This is a genomic window from Acidiphilium sp. JA12-A1 (assembly GCF_000724705.2).
GTDB lineage: Bacteria > Pseudomonadota > Alphaproteobacteria > Acetobacterales > Acetobacteraceae > Acidiphilium > Acidiphilium multivorum.
In genome coordinates, this window is sequence record NZ_JFHO01000042.1 from 33,161 (window position 1) to 52,199 (window position 19,039).

The window sequence follows — 19,039 nt, forward strand, 5'->3', positions numbered from 1 at the left end:
CGATGTCCGCCCCGCCTCCGGTTCCACCGCCGCCGGTACCGCGCCACATTGCCATCATCATGGACGGCAACGGGCGCTGGGCCGCGCGGCACGGCCTGCCCCGCGCGGCCGGACACCGCGAGGGGGTGCAAGCCGTGCGCCGGACCATCGAGGCGGCGATCGGCCACGGCGTCGAATGGCTTACGCTGTTCGCCTTTTCCTCGGAAAACTGGCGACGGCCGGTCGAGGAGGTGACCGATCTCACCTTCCTGCTGCGCCACTACCTGCGCTCCGAACTGCGTGAACTGGCCGAGGCCGGGGTGCGGCTTCACATCATCGGCGAGCGTGACCGCTTCGGTTCCTCGCTGAAGGCGGAACTCGCCGACGCCGAAGCCCGTACTGCGGCGAACCGCAAGCTCAACCTGGTGATCGCCCTATCCTACGGCGCGCGCGCCGAGATCGCGACGGCGGCGCGGCGCATCGCCGAGGCCGCCATGGCGGGAACGCTCGATCCCACGACGGTCGATGAGACCATCTTCGCTGCCCATCTCTCCACCGCCGGCATGCCCGACCCCGACCTTGTGATCCGCACCAGCGGCGAACAGCGCCTGTCCAACTTCCTGCTCTGGCAGGCCGCTTATGCCGAACTGGTGTTCGACGATGCGCTGTGGCCCGATTTCGGCGCCGCCAATCTTGGCCGCGCGATTGCCGAATATGCCCGTCGGGAACGCCGCTTCGGCGCCCGGCCTGGCCCGGCTGACGCACCGCCGGACGGCGAAGGGCCATGAGCGTGCCGGAGTCCCCCCCGACGTCCGGCGAAAGGTCCCGGCGCTTTCACGATCTCGGACTTCGCGCGGCGTCCGCCGCCGTTCTCGTGCCGGTTGCCCTCGGTGCACTGGCATGGGGCGGTCTCGTCTGGGCGGTGCTGCTCGTGTTGCTTTTCGCCGGACTGATGTGGGAATGGGCTGGTTTGAGCCGTCACATCGTATCCGCCGCGCGGCCGCGCTTCCTGCTCGCCGGTGTCGTTTACGCCGCGGTTCCCGGCGCGGCGCTGGCCTGGCTGCGCGACCGGCCGGGCGGGCTCATCGACGTGCTGTTCCTGCTTGTCGTCGTCTGGATGACCGATATCGGGGCCTATGCGGTGGGCCGGCTGGCGGGCGGGCCGAAGCTCGCCCCGGCGATCTCGCCCGGCAAGACGGTGAGCGGCGCGGTTGGCGGCCTCGTGATCGGTGTCGCGGCCGGGTTGCTCGTGGCAAGGTCCCCTGCCGCAATCCTGCCGGGTGCCATCATCAGCATCGTCTCGCAGGCGGGCGATCTTGCGGAAAGCGCGCTCAAGCGGCGGCTCGGCGTCAAGGATTCCGGCCGCACGATTCCCGGCCATGGCGGCCTGTTCGACCGGCTCGATGGCGTGCTCGCCGCAGCCCCGGTCGCCGCCGTCCTTGCATTGCTTGCCCAGGGAGGGGTACCGCTATGGCGGTGAAGACAGTCACGATCCTCGGCTCGACCGGCAGCGTCGGCACCCAGACCATCGACCTGCTGCAGGCGGATCCCGAAAACTATCGGGTCCGTGCGCTGATCGCCGGGCGAAACGCCGCCCTGCTCGCCGAGCAGGCCCGCTCGCTGCACGCCGAGATCGCCGTCATTGCTGACGAGAGCGCCTTCCCCGCCCTGCGCGACGCGCTGGCCGGCAGCGGCATCCGCGCCGAGGCCGGCCGCGCCGCCGTGATCGCCGCCGCCGCCGAGCCGGCCGACTGGACGATGGCCGCGATCACCGGCACCGCCGGCCTCGAACCCACCCTCGCCGCGACCCGCAACGGTGGGGCCATCGCGCTCGCCAACAAGGAGGCGCTGGTTTCCGCCGGCGACGTGTTCCTTGCCGCGATCGCCGCCGGCGGAGCGACGCTGCTGCCGGTCGATTCCGAACACAACGCCATCTTCCAGTCGCTCGCCGACGGCAACCGCGCCGCTCTGGAAAAGATCATCCTCACCGCTTCGGGCGGCCCGTTCCGGGAAGCAAGCCTCGACGAGATGAAGGACGCGACGCCGGAGACCGCGCTGAAGCATCCCGTCTGGTCGATGGGTGCGAAGATCTCGATCGATTCCGCCACCCTCTTCAACAAGGGGCTGGAGGTGATCGAGGCCGCGCGCATCTTCGGCCTCGCGCCGCATGAGATCGAGGTGCTGGTGCATCCGCAGTCGATCGTGCATGGCATGGTCTGCTATCGCGACGGATCGGTGCTGGCCCAGATGGGCGCGCCGGACATGCGCATCCCGATCGCCCACACCCTGGCCTGGCCGGCGCGCCTCGCGACCTCCTCGCCCCGGCTCGACCTCGCCGCCGCGGCGCGGCTCGACTTCCTTGCCCCCGATCCGGTGCGCTTCCCGGCGCTCCGTCTTGCGCGCGAGGCACTGGAAGCCGGCCATGGCGCCTCGACGGTGCTCAACGCCGCGAATGAGATCGCGGTTGAGGCGTTCCTGCGCCGGCGGATCGGCTTTCTCGACATCACGGCGGTGGTCGAACGGGTCATGCAGCGCCTCGGCGCGCCCCCGATCGGCGATCTCGCGGCCGTGCTTGCCCTCGATGCCGAAGCGCGCGCCATGGCGGAGGCGGAATTGCGCGCGAAGTCCGACCCGCGCGCGGCGTGACCCCTGTCGCCCGGTGGCCGCAATCCCATATCTCCAAGGCCACTCCCACGGCTGACGACACGAAGGTTCCATGATCGATTTCCTCCGTTCCGCTCTCGGCTTCATCGTCGTGCTCGGCGTGCTGGTGACCGTTCATGAGCTCGGGCATTATCTCGTCGCGCGCTGGCGCGGCGTGACGGTCGAGGCGTTCTCGCTGGGTTTCGGTCCGGCGCTCTTTTCCCGCACGGACCGGCACGGCACGGTCTGGAAAATCTCCGCCATCCCGCTTGGCGGCTATGTGCGGATGAAAGGCTGGGCCGAATTCGGCGCAGAACAGGCCGGTGCGGCCGACCCCGGCAGTTTCGGCTCGAAGCGGCTTTCGGCCCGTGCCGCGGTAGTGGCGGCGGGCCCGGCGGCGAATTTCCTGCTGGCGATCGTGCTGTTCAGCGGCGTCTTCGCCACGGCCGGCGTGCCGACCGTATTGCCCGTCATCAGCAAGGTGATGGCCGGCTCGCCGGCAGCCGCTGCGGGGCTTGCGAAGGGCGACCGGGTCGTGAGCATGAATGGCCAGCCGATCGGCACCTTTGATCAGCTGAGCGCGGTGGTCGCGGCGCACCCAGATGGCAGGATCGCGCTGAGCTATACGCGAAGCGGCGAGACCCACAGCCTGAATCTCACCCTCGGCACCGCGAAGATCGATGGCAAGACAATTGGCCGGCTCGGCATCGAGGGGGCCGATGTGGAAATGCGCCGGCTGTCGCCGCCGCAGGCGATCGTTCGCGGCGTTGCCGTGACCTGGCAGGCGACGGCGGCGACGCTGCACGGTCTCTGGCAGCTGATTGACCAGCACAAGGGGCTGAACCAGCTCGGCGGCCCGGTCCGGATCGCGCAGATCTCGGGCCAGGCGGTGGCGCATGGCCTCGCCGATCTCGTCAGTTTCATGGCGCTGCTCTCGGTCAATCTCGGGTTGATCAACCTCGTGCCGATCCCGGTGCTCGATGGCGGCCATCTGCTGTTCTATGCGGCGGAGGCCGCCGCGGGCCGCGCGCTGCCGCGCCGGGTTCAGGAAATCGCGCTGCAATTCGGCGCCGCACTCCTGGTCTGCCTGATCATCTTCGTCACCTGGCACGATATCGCGCATCTTTTCGGCTGACGCGGCGCCGACCCGGTCCGATTTCGTGCGGGCGGGGCTCACGCAGGACGCCGAAAATTGCGGCAGCACCCGGTTTCACGGCAGCCATGTTGCGCCGGGGTGGTTGCCAAGCGGCGTGTTTTCCCCCATTCGATCCGCCGGATCGGTTACCCAGCGCCCGAGGGAGGCTTGCAATGCGCGTTTATTACGACAGTGATGCCGATGTGAATCTGATCAAGGCGAAGAAGGTCGCCGTGGTCGGTTACGGCAGCCAGGGCCATGCCCATGCCCTGAACCTCAAGGAATCCGGGGTGAAGGAGCTTGTCGTAGCACTCCGCAAGGGCTCGGCCGCGGTGGCCAAGGCCGAGGCCGCCGGCCTTCGGGTGATGACGCCGGAAGAGGCCGCCGCCTGGGCCGATGTGGTGATGATCCTGACGCCGGACGAAGGCCAGGGCGACCTCTACCGCGACAGCCTCGCCGCGAACCTGAAGCCGGGCGCCGCGATCGCCTTCGCGCACGGCCTCAACATCCATTTCAACCTGATCGAGCCGCGCGCGGATATCGACGTGTTCATGATCGCGCCGAAAGGCCCCGGCCACACGGTGCGCAGCGAATACCAGCGCGGCGGCGGCGTGCCCTGCCTTGTCGCGGTCGCGCAGAACCCCTCCGGCAACGCGCTCGACATCGCGCTGTCCTACGCCTCGGCGATCGGCGGCGGCCGCGCCGGCATCATCGAGACCACCTTCAAGGAAGAGTGCGAGACCGACCTGTTCGGCGAGCAGACCGTGCTCTGCGGCGGTCTTGTCGAGCTCATCAAGGCCGGGTTCGAAACGCTGGTCGAAGCCGGCTATGCCCCGGAAATGGCCTATTTCGAGTGCCTTCACGAGGTGAAGCTGATCGTCGACCTCATCTATGAGGGCGGCATCGCCAACATGAACTACTCGATCTCGAACACCGCCGAATATGGCGAATACGTCACCGGTCCGCGGATGATCACGCCGGAGACCAAGGCCGAGATGAAGCGCGTTCTCGACGATATCCAGAAGGGCCGCTTCACCCGCGACTGGATGCTCGAGAACAAGGTGAACCAGACCAACTTCAAGGCGATGCGCCGCGCCAACGCCGCGCACCCGATCGAGGAGGTCGGCGAGAAGCTGCGCGCCATGATGCCCTGGATCAAGAAGGGCGCGCTGGTCGACAAGACCCGCAACTGATCGCGCGCGAAGAGCCGCGCGGCTTTCGCGCCGCGCGCTTCTTCATTACAACGATCCCCGGCCGCGCTTGCGGACCGGGGATCGTTCGTTTCGAGGGAGGCAGCACATGAAGATCGCCAAGGACGCCACCGAACTGGTTGGCAACACCCCGCTGGTGCGGATCAACCGCCTCGCCGCCGGTCTGCCCGGCACAGTCCTCGCCAAGCTCGAATTTTTCAATCCGGCCAATTCGGTGAAGGACCGCATCGGCGTTGCCATGATCGAGGCGGCGGAGCGCGACGGGTTGCTGAACGCGGACAGCGTGATTGTCGAGCCGACCTCGGGCAATACCGGCATCGCGCTCGCCATGGTCTGCGCGGCGAAGGGCTATCGCTGCATCCTCACCATGCCGGAGACGATGAGCAAGGAGCGCCGCGCGGTGCTGCGCGGCTACGGCGCCGAGGTGGTGCTGACTCCGGGTGCCGAGGGCATGGGCGGGGCAATCGCGAAGGCGAAGGCCATCGCGGCGTCCGGCCCCAATTTCTTCATCCCGCAGCAGTTCGAGAATCCGGCCAATCCGGAAATCCATCGTCGCACTACCGCCGAGGAAATCTGGCGCGATACCGATGGCACGGCGGACATTCTGGTTGCCGGCATCGGCACCGGCGGCACCATCACAGGGGCGGGTCAGGTGCTGAAGCAGCGCAAGCCCTCGTTCCGCTGTGTCGCGGTCGAGCCGGACGCTTCGGCGATCCTCTCCGGCGGGGAGAAGGGGCCGCACATGATCCAGGGGATCGGCGCCGGCTTCGTGCCCGATATTCTTGATACCAGCGTCTATGACGAGGTTGTGCGCGTGACCAACGACCAGGCGCTTGAGATGGCCCGTCGCGCCGCACGCGAGGAGGGGCTGATGGTCGGCATTTCCTCCGGCGCCGCACTGCATGCGGCGATCGAGGTGGCGAGGCGTCCCGAGACCGAGGGCAAGCTGATCGTCGCGATCATCCCCTCCTATGGCGAGCGCTATCTCTCCACCGCCCTGTTCGCCGGCCTCGCCGATTGATCGCCGCGCTCGCACATTTCATCACCAGCGTCATCTCTGCCCTCGGCTATGCCGGGGTCGCGGGGTTGATGGCCCTGGAATCGGCCTGCATTCCACTGCCTTCCGAGATCATCCTGCCGTTTTCCGGCTACCTGGTCTCGACCGGGCGGTTCGATCTCTGGATGGTCGCCCTCGCCGGGGCGATCGGCTGCAATCTCGGGTCCACGGTCGCCTGGGCGGTCGGCTATGTGGGCGGGCGGCCGCTGGTCGAGCGCTGGGGGCGGTACATCCTGCTCGATCAGGGTGAACTCGTGCTGGTCGAGCGGTTTTTCGCGCGATTCGGCGCGGTCACGGTGCTGGTCAGCCGCGTGCTGCCCATCGTGCGCACCTATATCGCCCTGCCGGCCGGCATCGCACGGATGAATTTCTGGACGTTCCAGCTCTACACTTTCGTCGGCTCGCTGCCCTGGTGCCTGGGCCTCGCCTATGCCGGACTCAGGCTTGGGCGCGCCTGGGACAACTCACCGCGCCTGCAGTCGTTCATGCACGGCTTCACCCTGCTCACCGGGCTGGCCATCCTGATCTTTGCCGCCTGGTATGCACGCAAGCTTTGGCGCGATCATCACCCGCGTCGCCGGGACGCCTGATGCGGACGCTGACCCTGCATGTCGGCATGGGCAAGACGGGGACGACAGCGATCCAGAACGCACTGCGTGCCGCGGCCCCGGCGCTGCGCGGCCGCGGTGTGTTCTGCTGCGACCACTGGCTGCTCTCCGGGACGATGGGCGGCAGCGGATTCGCCGGCGCGGACGAGTTCGCCCACTTGCTCGGCGTTGATCCGCCGGGTTTCGCGGCACGACTCGGGCGGATTTTCGATGCCGGCAACGAGATGTTGACGCTGAGTAACGAAATCATCTGGAGCAATGAGGCGCTGGTTTCGGCCTGGGACGCCGTTGGCGCCTTTGCGGCGGACTTCGCCACTGCCGGTGGCTGCGCCCGCATCGTGCTCTATCTTCGCCACCAGCTCGACTGGCTGGTCTCGGCCTATCTGCAATGGTGCGTGAAGGACAAGCTGACGCCGGGCCGGGTGATCGACTTCGAGCGCTATCGCGCCGAATCGGCCGCCCTTCTGGATTATCCCGCCCTTGTCACCCGCTGGCGGCAGGCGGCCTCACCCGCCGAGGTGATCGTCCGGCCCTATGAACCGGGCATCGACGCCGTGGCGGATTTCGCGTCCGTTGCCGGCATCGAGGGGATGCTGGTGGGCGACCGCGCGCACCCGACGCCCGGGTATACGGCGCATGTGCTGACCAAACTGATCGGCGACCAGCACGACGAGCCGCACCTTGCCGGCGACCTGATCGAACTGCTTGCCAGAGCGGGCGTCTACCAGAGGGATTTCCATCCGGTCGATCCGTGCCTGATCGACTTGACGGATGATGCCGCCGCCGCGATCGCCGGCGAATACGACGCGCGGAACGAGGCCCTGATCCCGCTCTGTGGCTTCGCGCCGCGCCGGGGCGGCGTGCCGCCGCAACTTGGCCGCCGGCCGCATTCCGAGCCGGTGAATACCGATCTGATCGCCGCCCTGCTCGAACTCCTGCTCCATCAGCATCGCGAACTCGCGGCCCAGCGCGGCCGGATCGAGGCGCTGGAGGCGCGGCTCGGCACGTAGAGCAGCCTCAGAATGCGAAGCGCGGGGCGACGGCGTCCGGCAGGGTCGAAAACCGTCGCATTTCGACGCGCAGGGCCGCGTCGTCGAGCCCGTCGATGATCCCGGTGCGGACCAGAAGCCCCCGGCAACCCGCCGCGACGGCGCCGGCGATGTCGTGTTCGAGGCTGTCGCCCACGCCGAAGATGCGTGCGTGGGGAACGCCGGGTAACAGAGCGAGGGCGGCGTCGTAGACGTCGGCATGAGGCTTGCCGAACCAGCGCACTGTTCCTCCCGCAGCTTGGTAGGCCTCCGCCAGGGCGCCGGCGCCCGGATGCAGCCGGCCGCCCGCGAGCATGAGGCGGTCGGGATTGGTGCAGATCGCCGGCACCCCGCGCGCGGCCGCCGGCGCCATGCGTGACCAAAGCGCATCGTAGCCATGGCGGTCGGCTTCCGATCCGGCGATCATCACCAGGTCGGCTTCTTCGGCCGTTTCGACCGGCGCGATGTCGAAGCCCTCCAGAATGTCGAGCGCCGGATCGCGGGCGAAGAGCAGTACCCGGCAGCGGCGGCGGAGATATGCCGGCGGCGCCGCGCGCAGGACCTGCCAGGCGACCTCGCCGGAGCATAGTGACGCATCGAAGCAGTCAGCGGTGATGCCCATCGCGGCGAGACGGTGGATGTTGTTCGACGCGCGGCGGCCTGAATTGGACAGCAGGATGACGCGCTTGCCCGCCGCGCGCAGCGTCCGCAGCGTTTCGATCGCGCCGGGATAGGGCGTTTCGCCATCGTGGATCGTGCCGAACTGGTCGATCAGGAAGGCATCCGCCGCATCCGCGAGAGCGGCGAGCCCGGAGATGGCGCGGATCGTCATGTGGCGACTCCGTGTCGCGCGAGGCGGGCCGCGCCATAGGCTGCTTCCGTGTGGGTTGCGGCGGTCACCTCGACTCCGATGATCCGGGCGCGCAGTGCGGTCCAGACCGGATTGGCAGCCCCGCCGCCGACGCTGAAAATCCGGCGAACCGGCGGCGCGCCGAGTTCGGCCAGACGCCGATAGGCCTCCGCCTCGATCCGCGCGAGGCCTTCGAGCAGCCCGTGGAGGAAGCGGGCATCGTCGTCCGGCCGCGGTTCGAGCTGGGGCGGCAGCGCCGGATCGCTCACCGGAAAGCGCTCGCCGGGGCTCGGCAGGGGATAGTAGTCGAGTCCCGAATCCCGCGCCGGATCAATGCGCGTCGAGAGTGCCGCGAGTTGGTCGGGCGTGAAGAAACGGGCGAGTACGGCGGCGCCGGCATTCGATGCACCGCCCGGCAGGAAGCACCCGAGCAGGCGGTGGCTGTAGACGCCGAAGGCGGGCGCGGAGACCGGACGTTCCGACAGCAGCTTGACCGTCAGCGTCGAACCCAGGGCGGAAACGCCGTCGCCCGCCGTGTCGGCGCCGGTGGCGAGGAAGGATGCACAGCCATCGGTCGTGCCGGCGACCAGGCGGGCCTCAGGTGAAAAGCCGAAGCGGGCGGCGATATCCGCGCCGACATGGCCCACCGGGGTGCCTGGCTCGACGACGCTGGGCAGCAACGCGAGGTCGAGGCCAGTGGCCGCAATCCACCCGGGCCAGCGGCCGGCGCGCGGATCGTATCCCGATTTCAGCGCGTTGTTGGCATCCGAAACGCCATGGGGCGCGCCGAGACGGTGGGCGATCCAGTCCGCCTCGTGCAGGAAGCCGGCGAGGCCCGGAAGGGAAGCGCGGTCGAGCATACGCGCGAGGGGGGAGGATTGTCCGCGCGCCGGGCTGTCTTCCGGTGCGGCAGCGCTGACGCGCGCGACGGAAGCGGCTTCGGCCTTGTCATTATACAGCGTGGCCAGGCCGATCGGCGCGCCTGACATGTCGGTAGGAATGATCGTGCCGGAGGTGCCATCGACCGCGATGGCCGCGATGCGGCGCGGGTCCAGCGCCGCGCAGAGCATGTCGAGCGCGGAGGTGACGGCGGACCAGATCGAGGCAGGATCGCGGCGACGTGTGGCGGAGATCGCGGCACGACCCTCGGCGACGATCGTGCCGCTGTCATCGATCGCGATGGCGCGCACGCCCGAGGTCCCGAGATCGACCCCGACCACGAGCCGCCCCGCGTCCGGCACCTCATCCATTTTGCCGTTCCCTCCGAATCTCTGCCTAATTGTCATTTTGAATATTCAACATTGAATATTTCAGCATTTTTCTCAGGATATATCCGGCATTGCACGCGTATACACAATTTCTTGCTGCGTCGCAGCGACGATTTCCGTTGACAACGTCTGTAAACCGAATATTTCTCCGTGTCGATACAAAATTATTCAGGAGAGGAAGCGCGGTGGCACGGTCCAGCCGACGATTGGGCAACGACGATATGGAACTCGCCACACGGGTGGCGTGGCTCTACTACGAGTGCTCGATGACCCAGTCGGAAATCGGTGCCGCGCTGGGTATGCCGCAGACGCGCGTCCAGCGATTGATCGCGCGGGCGATGGCGAGCGGCATTGTCCGTATCTCGATCGGCGGTGCGGTTGCGTCCTGTGTGACGCTCGAGCGGCGGCTTACCGAACGCTACGGGCTCGATTTCTGCCGGGTCGTGCCGACGCCGCCCGACCCCGAGGGGCTTTTTTCCGCACTCGGGCGTGCCGGCGCCGACTATCTCGCCGAAGTATTCGAAACCCGCCGCCACACCGTATTCGGTGTTGGCCACGGACGAACGGTTGCCGCGGCGGTCGATCATCTCGAAGCCGTGCCGTTTCCCGAACTGACCGTGGTCTCAGTGCTTGGTGATGTGCCGCGCCGCGTCGGCACCAACCCGTTCGACGTGGTTCATGCCCTTGCACAGAAGACGGGCGCTGCCGCCTATCTGCCGCCCGTTCCGTTCTATGCCAACACGCCGGAGGACCGCGCCGTGCTGTTTCGTCAGCGCGGCGTCGCCGACGCGTTCCGTCTCGCGGCGGATGCGGGGCTGTTTCTGCTAGGCATCGGCGAGGTCAAGCCATCGGCCTTTCTCGGGATGAGCGGCATGGTGCTCGAAGCTGAATTCGCCGCTGCGCGGCGGGATGGCGCCGTGGCCGAACTACTCGGCACCTTTTTCGATGCTGCGGGCCAGCGCGTCGAAACCGAATTGCAGGATCGTGTCATCGCCATCGATCCCGAGGTGATGCGCGGCCGCGAAGTGATCGCGATGGCGGGTGGAACTGCCAAGCGCCGCGCGATCGATGCCGCACTGAAGAGCGGCATCGTTACGGCATTCATTACCGATGAAGAAACTGCCTCGGCGCTTGCCGACGACATGTCGTCGCCGGACACCTCCGAGGACCAGACCAGAGAATGGGAGGACCAATGACTGACAAGATCAAGGATCTGGCCGCCGATTTCGTGAACGGCAACATCTCTCGCCGCGATTTCGCGCGGCGTGCGGGCGCGCTCGGCGTCGGTGCCGCTGCCGTGAATTTCGCCCTGGGCGGGGCAGTCACGCAGGCGATGGCCGCGGACTTCAACTGGCAGGCTCACAAGGGCAAGAAGCTGCGCCTGCTTCTCAATAAGCATCCCTATGCCGACGCGATGATCGCCGACCTCGCGCATTTCAAGGCGATGACCGGGATCGATGTGGAGTACGACATCTTTCCGGAAGACGTGTATTTCGACAAGGTGACGGCGGCACTCTCCTCGCATTCGAACCGTTACGACGTGCTGATGACCGGCGCTTACCAGACCTGGCAATATGGCCCGGCGCGATGGCTTGTCGACATGAACGAATACCTCAAGGATTCGTCGAAGACCGCGCCGAATTACGACTTCAACGGCATCATCGAAAATCTCCGCAAGTCCGATGCGTGGTCCGGCAAGCCGGGTGAGGCCCTGGGCAGCAAGAACGCCAAGCAATGGGCGATACCGCTCGGGTTCGAGCTCTACAACATCAGCTACAACAAGCGTATCTTCGACAAGCTCAAGCTGGAGCCGCCGAAGAACCTGCCGGACATGATCGAGATCGGCACGAAGATCACCAAGGATGCCGGCGGTGCCTACGGTGTCTCCGTGCGTGGCAGCCGGTCCTGGGCAACGATCCATCCTGGTTATCTCTCGGCCTACACCAATTACGGCGCGAAGGATTTCGACGTTTCCGCGAAGGGCATGAAATCGGTCGTCAATTCCGCGCAGAGCAAGGAGATGAACAAGCTCTGGGTCGAGATGATCCAGAAATGCGGTCCAAAGAACTGGGCGACCTATACGTGGTACGAAGTCGCGCAGGATCTCGGTGCCGGCCGCTGCGGCATGATCTACGATGCCAATATCATCGGCTTCTTCGAGAACGGTCCCGGCAACAAGGAATCCGGCCATATCGGTTACGCGCCCTTCGTGCCGAATCCGAAGATGGACCACTCCACCTCCAATGTCTGGATATGGTCGCTGGCGATGAGCAGCTTCTCGCACCAGAAGGATGCCGCCTGGTATTTCATCCAGTGGGCGAGCGGCAAGAATTTCGGGATCTTTGGCGGCGTCAAGAAGCAGCTTGTCGATCCCGTGCGTGAAACCACCTGGAAGGATCCCGCCTTCAAGGCGCGGCTCGACAAGAATTATCCAGGCTTCTACAGCGCATTCGAAAAATCGCTGCCCGACGCCAAGATCTACTTCACCCCGCAGCCGCTCTTCTTCAATGTCACCACCGAGTGGGCGGCGGCGCTGCAGCGCATGGTCGCCAAGGAGGTCAGCGTTGATGAGGGCCTCGACAAGCTCGCCGCGCATATCGATCACGAAATGAAGAGCGCCGGAATCTGAAGGCGCCGGCGCGGCATGATCACGGCTCCCGTCGTGCCGCGCCACTCCCTATCCTCCAGCGGAACAGAGCTCGATGTCCGAGACCGTCATTGATGGGCAAACGCATCCTGCCCGCGTCACCCGGCGCGGCACGGTGCTGCCCTATCTGCTCAGCCTGCCGGCGCTGCTCGTCTGCATCGGCATTCTCGTCCCGTTTTTCACGGCGGCGTATTACAGCCTGGAAGCCTATAACATGGCGTTTCCGGCCGGCCGGCATTTCGTGGGGATCGGCAACTACATAGATCTCTTCACAAGTTCCGACTTTCTCCACACGATCGCGGTTTCCATGATCTACATGGGCGCCAGCGTCATTCTCGAACTTCTGCTCGGCCTCGGAATCGCGATGCTGCTGCGCGAGCGCACACGCATCAACAATATCATCTCGGTCGCGCTGCTGCTGCCGCTGATGGTGGCGCCGGTCATCGCCTCGCTGATCTGGAAGTTGATGACCAATCCGAATTTCGGGGTCTATGCCTGGATCGTCAACGGACTTGGGTTCACCGGCTTCCGCTGGGCCTCCGACCCGAGCACGGCCATGTTCAGCGTCGTGCTGATCGACATCTGGGTGAACACCCCGTTCATCATGATCCTGTTGCTCGCCGGGCTGCGTTCGCTGCCGACCCAGCCTTTCGAGGCCGCCCGGCTCGATGGCGTGCCCGCGCGCTTCGTCTTCTTCCGGATCACGCTGCCGATGCTGATGCCCTACATCATCACGGCGACGCTCTTCCGCCTGCTGTCGGCCATCCAGGAATTCTCGATCGTTTACGGCATGACGCAGGGTGGGCCTGGCAATGCGCTGATGGTGTTCCAGGTGCGCGCCTATGTCGATTTCTACCAGAACACGAATGTCGGCCGTTCGGCTGCGATCCTGATGGTGCTGTGGGCCATTACCTTCGTGCTCTCCAAGCTCTTCGTCAATCAATGGCACAAGATGCGGGAAAGGAACCATGCCGGTGCATGACCGCTCCCTGCGGCTGCTTCGTGGCGCCGCTCTCACGCTCATCGTCCTGTTCTTCATGTTTCCGATCTTCTGGATCGCGGTCATGTCGTTGCAGACGAATTCGCAGATTCTCTCGCTGCCGCCGAAGCTGGTCTTCAGCCCGACGCTCTCGAACTACATCGCGCTGATCACCGGCCGGCTCAGCACCTCCGTCGGCCAGTTGAACATCGCCTTCATGCACAACCTGTTCAACTCGTTCCTGCTGTCGTCCTGTTCGGTGGTGCTCGCGCTCATCCTCGGCGTTCCCGCCGCCTATGCCTTCGCGCGCTTCAAGTTCCGCCTCGGGGAGGACATGGCCTTCACGCTGCTCTCGCTGAAATTCGCGCCGCCGCTGCTCGTGCTTCTGCCGCTCTCGCTCGAGTTCCAGCAGATCGGCCTCGACAATACCTATGCCGGGCTGATCTGGATCTACCAGCTCATCACCCTGCCGCTGATCCTCTGGATCGTGCGCGGCTATTTCGAGGATGTCAGTCCGGACATCGAGAATGCCTACCGGGTGGACGGCCATTCATGGTTCCGCGGCTTCGTGAAGATCGCGATCCCGCTGGCGGGGCCGGGCATCGCGGCGGCGGGCCTGCTCTCCTTCATCTTCGCCTGGAACAACTTCATCTTCGCGCTGGTGCTGGCGTCAGGCTCGAAGCAGCCGGTCACGGTCGGGGCGCTCGCCTTCGTCACCGCGTCGGGCATTCAATACGGTCAGATAGCGGCGGCTGTCGTGCTGTCGATCATTCCGACCTTCGCGATCGCGCTTTACGCGCAGCGCTGGCTGGTCGAGGGGCTGAGCCTCGGGGCGGTGAAGGGATGAGCGCGCTCTCGGTTTCAGGATTGTCGGTCCGGTTCGGCACGCACGAGGTGCTCCGCGATGTCGCGCTCGATGTCGCGCCGTCCGAGCGGGTCGTTCTGTTCGGTCCGTCCGGCGTCGGCAAGACGGTGATGCTCCGCGCGATCGCCGGGCTTGAGCCGAATGCGCGCGGCCGTGTGCTGCTACAGGGGCGGGATGTTTCCGATGCCGCACCGGAAGCGCGGCATATCGGCGTCGCCTTCCAGAACTTCGCGCTCTATCCGCACATGTCGGCGCGCGAGAACATCGCGAGTCCGCTGCGGGCGCAGAAACGCGATGCGGCGGAGATCGCGCGCCGCGTCGACGCGGTGGCGGAATTGCTGCGCATCGGCCATGTGCTCGACCATGCGCCGCGCGCGCTTTCCAACGGGCAGAAACAGCGCACGGCGCTGGCCCGCGCGCTGGTCGGCGAGCCGCGGCTGATCCTGTTCGATGATCCGCTCCGCAACGTCGATGCCAAGCTGCGCTACGAGATGCGGATCGAGCTGCCGCGCCTGCTTGCCGCGCGCGAAACGGCTTCGGTTTATGTGACGCAGGATTTCCGCGAGGCGATGGCGATGGGCGAGCGCGTCGCCGTGCTGCTCGATGGCACAATCGTGCAGTGCGCGCCCGCGGCGGAGGTCTATGACAATCCGGCGACGATCGCGGTCGCGCGGCTGTTCGGCGATCCGCCGATGAACCTGATCCCCGCGCGCGGGGTGGCTGCCGGCGGCGGCTGCCGGGTGAACGTCGCGGGTCTCGCTTTCGGTTTTGCCGCGGCATCCCCGGCCGAGCCGGTTTTCGGAGTCCGCCCCGAGGCGGTCACGCTGCACGACGTCGGCAGCCCTGGCCGCGTGCCGGCCCGTGTGCTCGCGGTGACGCCGATGAACGAGCGGCAGATCGTCCTGTTGCGCCTGGCGGACGGCACCGAACTGGTGGCGAGCGAGGCCGCCGCACCCGCCGCGACGGAACTTCATGTAGGCATCGCCCCCGGGGCGGGCACGCTGTTCGACGCGGCGAGCGGCCTCGCGGTCGCGACATCCCCGGTCGCCGAGGAGGTGAGCGCATGAGTCTCGTTCTCGAAAACGTCGACAAGATCTACGGCGAGGGTTCGCGCCATCCCGTCCACGCCGTCCGCACCATGAATCTCGACATCGCGGACGGCGAGATCATCGCGCTGCTCGGCTCATCCGGCTGCGGCAAGACCTCGACGCTGCGCATGGTTGCCGGGTTCGAAACGGTCAGCCACGGCACGATCAATCTGGCCGGCAGGCGGATCGACACGCTGCCCCCCGCCCGCCGCGGCGTGGCCATGGCGTTCGAGGGCTACGCGCTCTATCCGCCGCTGACCATCGCCGAGAATATCGGCTTTGCCCTTCGCGGCGAACGGCGGGACAAGGCGGCGGTGGAACAGGAAGTGCGCGAGGTGGCCGACCTGCTCGAAATCGGCCCGATCCTCGGCCGCAAGCCAAACGGGCTGTCCGGCGGCCAGCAGCAACGCGCTTCGCTTGCCCGGGCGCTGATCCGCCGCGCCGACCTGCACCTGCTCGACGAGCCGATGGGCCAGCTGGAGCCGCAGTTGCGCGCCGTGCTGCGCGGCCGGGTGAAGGCGCGCATCAAGGAGCGCGGCTACACCGCCGTTCTCGTCACCCACGACCAGGGCGAGGCGAACGCGATGGCGGACCGGATCGCGGTGATGGAAGCCGGCGTGTTGCAGCAGTTCGGCTCGCCGGCGGATCTGCGCGAGCGGCCCGCCAATCTCTTCGTCGGCACCTTTTTCGGTGAGCCGCCGATGAACACGCTGCCGGGCCGCGCGACCGCGCAGGGGTTCGAGGCGCTCGATGAAGCCGGCGCGGTGGCGCTGCGGATTCTCGCGCCACTGCCTCCGGGGATCGAGCCGGGCCGTGACGTGGTGCTGGGCCTCAGGCCCCACCGGCTGCATCTCGGCACCGGGGCGTTCCAGGGCGAGGTCGTCTCGAACCAGTGGCTCGGTGATCAGGCGCATGTCGCGATCGAGGCGGCGGGGCGGATGCTGATCGGCATTCATCCCGAGCGTTTCGGCGCGCGCCTCGGCAGCACCGTGCCCTTCGGTTTCGATCCCGCCGATCTGCATGTGTTCGACAAGGCGAGCGGTATCGCGCTCGCGCATGGAGCCGTGTCATGACAAAGCAGGTGATTGTCGCGCTCGATGCCGGAACCTCGGTGCTCAAGGCCGTTGCCTTCGACATCGAGGGCCGGCCGGTGGCCCTCGAATCAAGGCAGAACCACTATGTCGAGGACGGGCGTGGCGGTGTCGAGCAGGACATGGAGGCGACCTGGGACGCCGCCGCGGCGGTGATCGCCGGCCTCGTCGCCAGGCTCGAAGGCGCCGAGGTGGTCGGCCTCGCGGTCACCGGGCAGGGTGACGGCACCTGGCTGATCGACGCCGCCGGCGCGCCGGTCGGCCCCGCGCTGCTCTGGCTGGATGCGCGGGCGGGCGCGATCATCGAGGATATTCGCGCCGATGCCCGCGGGCGCGCGATCTTCGCCGAATCCGGCACCGGTCCCGCCGCCTGCCAGCAATCCGGCCAGCTTCTGTGGCTGCGCGCGAACCGGCCCGGACAGCTCGCCCGCGCCGCCACCGCCCTGCACTGCAAGGACTGGCTCTATTTCCGCCTTACCGGCACCCGCGCGACCGATCCCTCCGAAGGCTGCTTCACCTTCGGCTCGTGGCGAAGCCGCGCCTATTCCGACACGGTGATCGATGCATTCGGCCTGCGTCCCGAGGCCGGCAAGCTGCCCCCGATCGTCGATGGGGTGACGACGCATCACCCGCTATCCGCCGATGCCGCGGCCCGGCTCGGCATCCCGGCCGGCACGCCGGTCGTGCTCGGCTATGTCGACGTGCTGTGCAGCGCCCTTGGTGCCGGTCTCTACGGGATCGACGCCGATTCCGGCACCTCGATCATCGGCAGCACGGGCATGAACATCCGCCTCGCCGACGATGATTTCGAACGCCCGGCCGATGCGCCGCTGAGCGGCTACCGCATGGTCTTCCCGGTGCCGGGCAAGACGGCGCTGCTGCAATCCACCCTGGCGGCGACGCTGAATATCGACTGGCTGGTCGGCATTGCCGGGCAGGCCCTGCGTCTGGCCGGGCACGAGCCGGATTCCGCCGCCCTCCTCGCAGCCCTCGATGCCGCGGTGCCTGCGGCCCCACCGGCGGTTGCGGTCTGGCACCCCTACATCTCGGCCGGCGGCGAGCGCGGCCCGTTCACCGATGCGCGGGCGAGGGCGAGCCTCGCCGGCATAGGCCGCGGGCTCGACCTGCCCGGCATGATGCGCGGCATCTATGAAGGCCTCGCCCTCGCGGCGGCGGACTGTTATGCGGCGATCGGCGGCGCGCCCGAGATCATCAGCCTGACCGGCGGCGCGTCGCGCTCGGCGGCGATGCGGCAGATCTTCGCCGCGATGCTCGGCCGCAAGGTGCGAATCGTCAAGGAACACGGCAGCGGGGCGCTGGGGGCGGCGATGATCGCCTCCGTCTCGCTCGGCATCATGCCCGACCTTGCGACCTGCGCGCGCGCCTGGATTGCGCCGTTGCTCGGCGAACCCGAATTGCCCGACCCGGCGCTGATGGCGCGCTACGAGGGGCTACTCCCCATCTATCAGGAGGCCAGGCTCGCCAACGCGCCCTTCTGGCACCGGTTTGCTTCGTTCGGAGAGAAATTCCATGGCGGCTGAGAAACGCGACTGCGCCGTGATCGGTGACAATTTCATGCGTCCCGAGATGTTCGCGCGCGCCATCGCGGCGCGCTGCGGCGATGCGCTCGCGCTTCGCTCGATGACGCTGCCCTGGCCGGATGAGCCGATGGAGCATGGCTATGCGAAGCCGGGCATGGACGGGCTGAAGGAATACCAGGGTGATCCGGACGAGATCGCCGCCTTCGTGGGCGATGCGGAAATCCTCGTCACCCATCTCGCCCCGGTTTCCGCGCAGATGCTGGAGCGGATGACGCATCTGCGGCTTATCGCGGTATCGCGCGGCGGGCCGGTCAATATCGACATGGAAGCAGCCCGGTTGCGCCAGATCCGCGTCGTCAACACGCCGGGCCGCAACGCCAGCGCCGTTGCCGAATTCACCATCGGCGCCATCCTCGCGCAGACCCGGCTGATCGGCGCGGGGCACGATTCGCTGCGCCGGCGCGACTGGCGCGGCGATCTCTACCGCGCCGACCTCACCGGCCGCGAGCTGTCGGAAATGACCGTCGGCATCATCGGCTATGGTCAGATCGGCACCCGCGTCGTCCGCCTGCTCAAGCCCTTCGGCTGCCGCATCCTGGTGCATGATCCCTATGTCGGGCTCGCTGCGGCGGATCTTGCCGATGGTGTCGCGCCGGCCTCGCTGGAAACGCTGCTGGCCGAATCGGATGTCGTCACCCTGCATCCGCGGGTGACGGCGGAGACGACCGGGATGATGAACGCCGCCCGCCTCGCGGTCATGAAGCCAGGCGCCTATCTGGTCAACACCGCGCGCGGCCCGCTGCTCGACTATGCGGCGCTCGAGGACGCGCTGCGGCGCGGCCATCTCGCGGGCGCGGCGCTCGACACATTCGGCATCGAACCGGTCCCGGCCGACTGGGGCCTGCTCGACCTGCCGAATGTGACCCTGACGCCGCACATCGCCGGCGCCTCGGTGAAGACCGTAACGATCGCCGCCGAGGCCGCCGCCGAGGAACTGCGCCGCTTTCTCGCCGGCGAGCCGCCGCTCAATCCCTGCTGACGTCCCGTTA

The 19,039-nt window shown here is 67.1% G+C and carries 18 protein-coding genes; 16 read left to right on the forward strand and 2 right to left on the reverse strand.

Annotated elements, in window-relative coordinates; all coding sequences use genetic code 11:
- The first annotated feature begins 2 nt into the window (after positions 1-2).
- From uppS to RT91_RS08020, 8 genes are all read left to right on the forward strand, one after another.
- Positions 3-767 carry a polyprenyl diphosphate synthase gene (gene uppS, locus RT91_RS07985; protein ID WP_007421639.1) on the forward strand — a complete coding sequence of 255 codons (765 nt, stop codon included), beginning with the start codon at positions 3-5 and terminating at the stop codon, positions 765-767.
- Positions 764-1,459 carry a phosphatidate cytidylyltransferase gene (locus RT91_RS07990; protein WP_007421640.1) on the forward strand — a complete coding sequence of 232 codons (696 nt, stop codon included), beginning with the start codon at positions 764-766 and terminating at the stop codon, positions 1,457-1,459. Before uppS ends, RT91_RS07990 begins: the two co-directional genes overlap by 4 nt.
- A complete protein-coding gene (gene dxr / locus RT91_RS07995) occupies positions 1,450-2,625 on the forward strand; it encodes a 1-deoxy-D-xylulose-5-phosphate reductoisomerase (protein WP_012040140.1) in 1,176 nt (391 codons plus the stop codon). Before RT91_RS07990 ends, dxr begins: the two co-directional genes overlap by 10 nt.
- Positions 2,626-2,695: 70 nt before the next feature.
- The gene (rseP, locus tag RT91_RS08000; protein WP_035186643.1) at positions 2,696-3,757 is read left to right on the forward strand and encodes an RIP metalloprotease RseP; all 1,062 of its coding nucleotides are present in this window, start codon (positions 2,696-2,698) and stop codon (positions 3,755-3,757) included.
- A 173-nt stretch (positions 3,758-3,930) separates the two neighbouring features.
- Positions 3,931-4,950 (forward strand): ketol-acid reductoisomerase, encoded by a 1,020-nt coding sequence (gene ilvC, locus RT91_RS08005; protein WP_007422622.1) that lies wholly within the window; start codon positions 3,931-3,933, stop codon positions 4,948-4,950.
- 106 nt (positions 4,951-5,056) lie between these two features.
- Positions 5,057-5,989 carry a cysteine synthase A gene (gene cysK, locus RT91_RS08010; protein ID WP_013640884.1) on the forward strand — a complete coding sequence of 311 codons (933 nt, stop codon included), beginning with the start codon at positions 5,057-5,059 and terminating at the stop codon, positions 5,987-5,989.
- Positions 5,986-6,615: a DedA family protein gene (locus RT91_RS08015; RefSeq protein ID WP_035186646.1), complete on the forward strand. Its 630-nt coding sequence runs from the start codon at positions 5,986-5,988 to the stop codon at positions 6,613-6,615. Before cysK ends, RT91_RS08015 begins: the two co-directional genes overlap by 4 nt.
- Entirely contained in the window at positions 6,615-7,643 is a 1,029-nt protein-coding gene (locus RT91_RS08020) for a hypothetical protein (RefSeq protein ID WP_035186649.1), read from the forward strand. The genes RT91_RS08015 and RT91_RS08020 overlap by 1 nt, the downstream gene beginning before the upstream one ends.
- Before the next feature lie 7 nt (positions 7,644-7,650).
- Here RT91_RS08020 and RT91_RS08025 read toward each other — a convergent pair whose 3' ends face one another.
- Both RT91_RS08025 and RT91_RS08030 read right to left on the reverse strand, forming a co-directional pair.
- Entirely contained in the window at positions 7,651-8,493 is an 843-nt protein-coding gene (locus tag RT91_RS08025; RefSeq protein ID WP_007422618.1) for a TIGR01459 family HAD-type hydrolase, read from the reverse strand.
- Positions 8,490-9,761: an FGGY-family carbohydrate kinase gene (locus RT91_RS08030; RefSeq protein WP_035186652.1), complete on the reverse strand. Its 1,272-nt coding sequence runs from the start codon at positions 9,759-9,761 to the stop codon at positions 8,490-8,492. The genes RT91_RS08025 and RT91_RS08030 overlap by 4 nt, the downstream gene beginning before the upstream one ends.
- 203 nt (positions 9,762-9,964) lie before the next feature.
- Here RT91_RS08030 and RT91_RS08035 point away from each other — a divergent pair, with 203 nt between their 5' ends.
- The 8 genes from RT91_RS08035 (at position 9,965) to RT91_RS08070 (ending at position 19,029) form a co-directional block, all read left to right on the forward strand.
- Positions 9,965-10,975, forward strand: coding sequence for a sugar-binding transcriptional regulator (locus tag RT91_RS08035; RefSeq protein ID WP_012040146.1), 1,011 nt, complete (start codon positions 9,965-9,967; stop codon positions 10,973-10,975).
- On the forward strand, positions 10,972-12,408 hold the full coding sequence (locus RT91_RS08040) for an ABC transporter substrate-binding protein (RefSeq protein ID WP_012040147.1): 1,437 nt from the start codon (positions 10,972-10,974) through the stop codon (positions 12,406-12,408). The genes RT91_RS08035 and RT91_RS08040 overlap by 4 nt, the downstream gene beginning before the upstream one ends.
- A 73-nt stretch (positions 12,409-12,481) precedes the next feature.
- Positions 12,482-13,408: a carbohydrate ABC transporter permease gene (locus tag RT91_RS08045; protein ID WP_007422614.1), complete on the forward strand. Its 927-nt coding sequence runs from the start codon at positions 12,482-12,484 to the stop codon at positions 13,406-13,408.
- The gene (locus tag RT91_RS08050) at positions 13,395-14,252 is read left to right on the forward strand and encodes a carbohydrate ABC transporter permease (protein WP_012040148.1); all 858 of its coding nucleotides are present in this window, start codon (positions 13,395-13,397) and stop codon (positions 14,250-14,252) included. The genes RT91_RS08045 and RT91_RS08050 overlap by 14 nt, the downstream gene beginning before the upstream one ends.
- Positions 14,249-15,337: an ABC transporter ATP-binding protein gene (locus RT91_RS08055; RefSeq protein WP_007422612.1), complete on the forward strand. Its 1,089-nt coding sequence runs from the start codon at positions 14,249-14,251 to the stop codon at positions 15,335-15,337. Before RT91_RS08050 ends, RT91_RS08055 begins: the two co-directional genes overlap by 4 nt.
- Entirely contained in the window at positions 15,334-16,431 is a 1,098-nt protein-coding gene (locus tag RT91_RS08060) for an ABC transporter ATP-binding protein (RefSeq protein ID WP_007422611.1), read from the forward strand. Before RT91_RS08055 ends, RT91_RS08060 begins: the two co-directional genes overlap by 4 nt.
- Positions 16,428-17,990, forward strand: a complete 1,563-nt coding sequence (locus RT91_RS08065) for an FGGY-family carbohydrate kinase (RefSeq protein WP_007422610.1) — start codon at positions 16,428-16,430, stop codon at positions 17,988-17,990. The genes RT91_RS08060 and RT91_RS08065 overlap by 4 nt, the downstream gene beginning before the upstream one ends.
- Positions 17,980-19,029 carry a 2-hydroxyacid dehydrogenase gene (locus tag RT91_RS08070; protein ID WP_007422609.1) on the forward strand — a complete coding sequence of 350 codons (1,050 nt, stop codon included), beginning with the start codon at positions 17,980-17,982 and terminating at the stop codon, positions 19,027-19,029. Before RT91_RS08065 ends, RT91_RS08070 begins: the two co-directional genes overlap by 11 nt.
- Positions 19,030-19,039 lie beyond the last annotated feature (10 nt).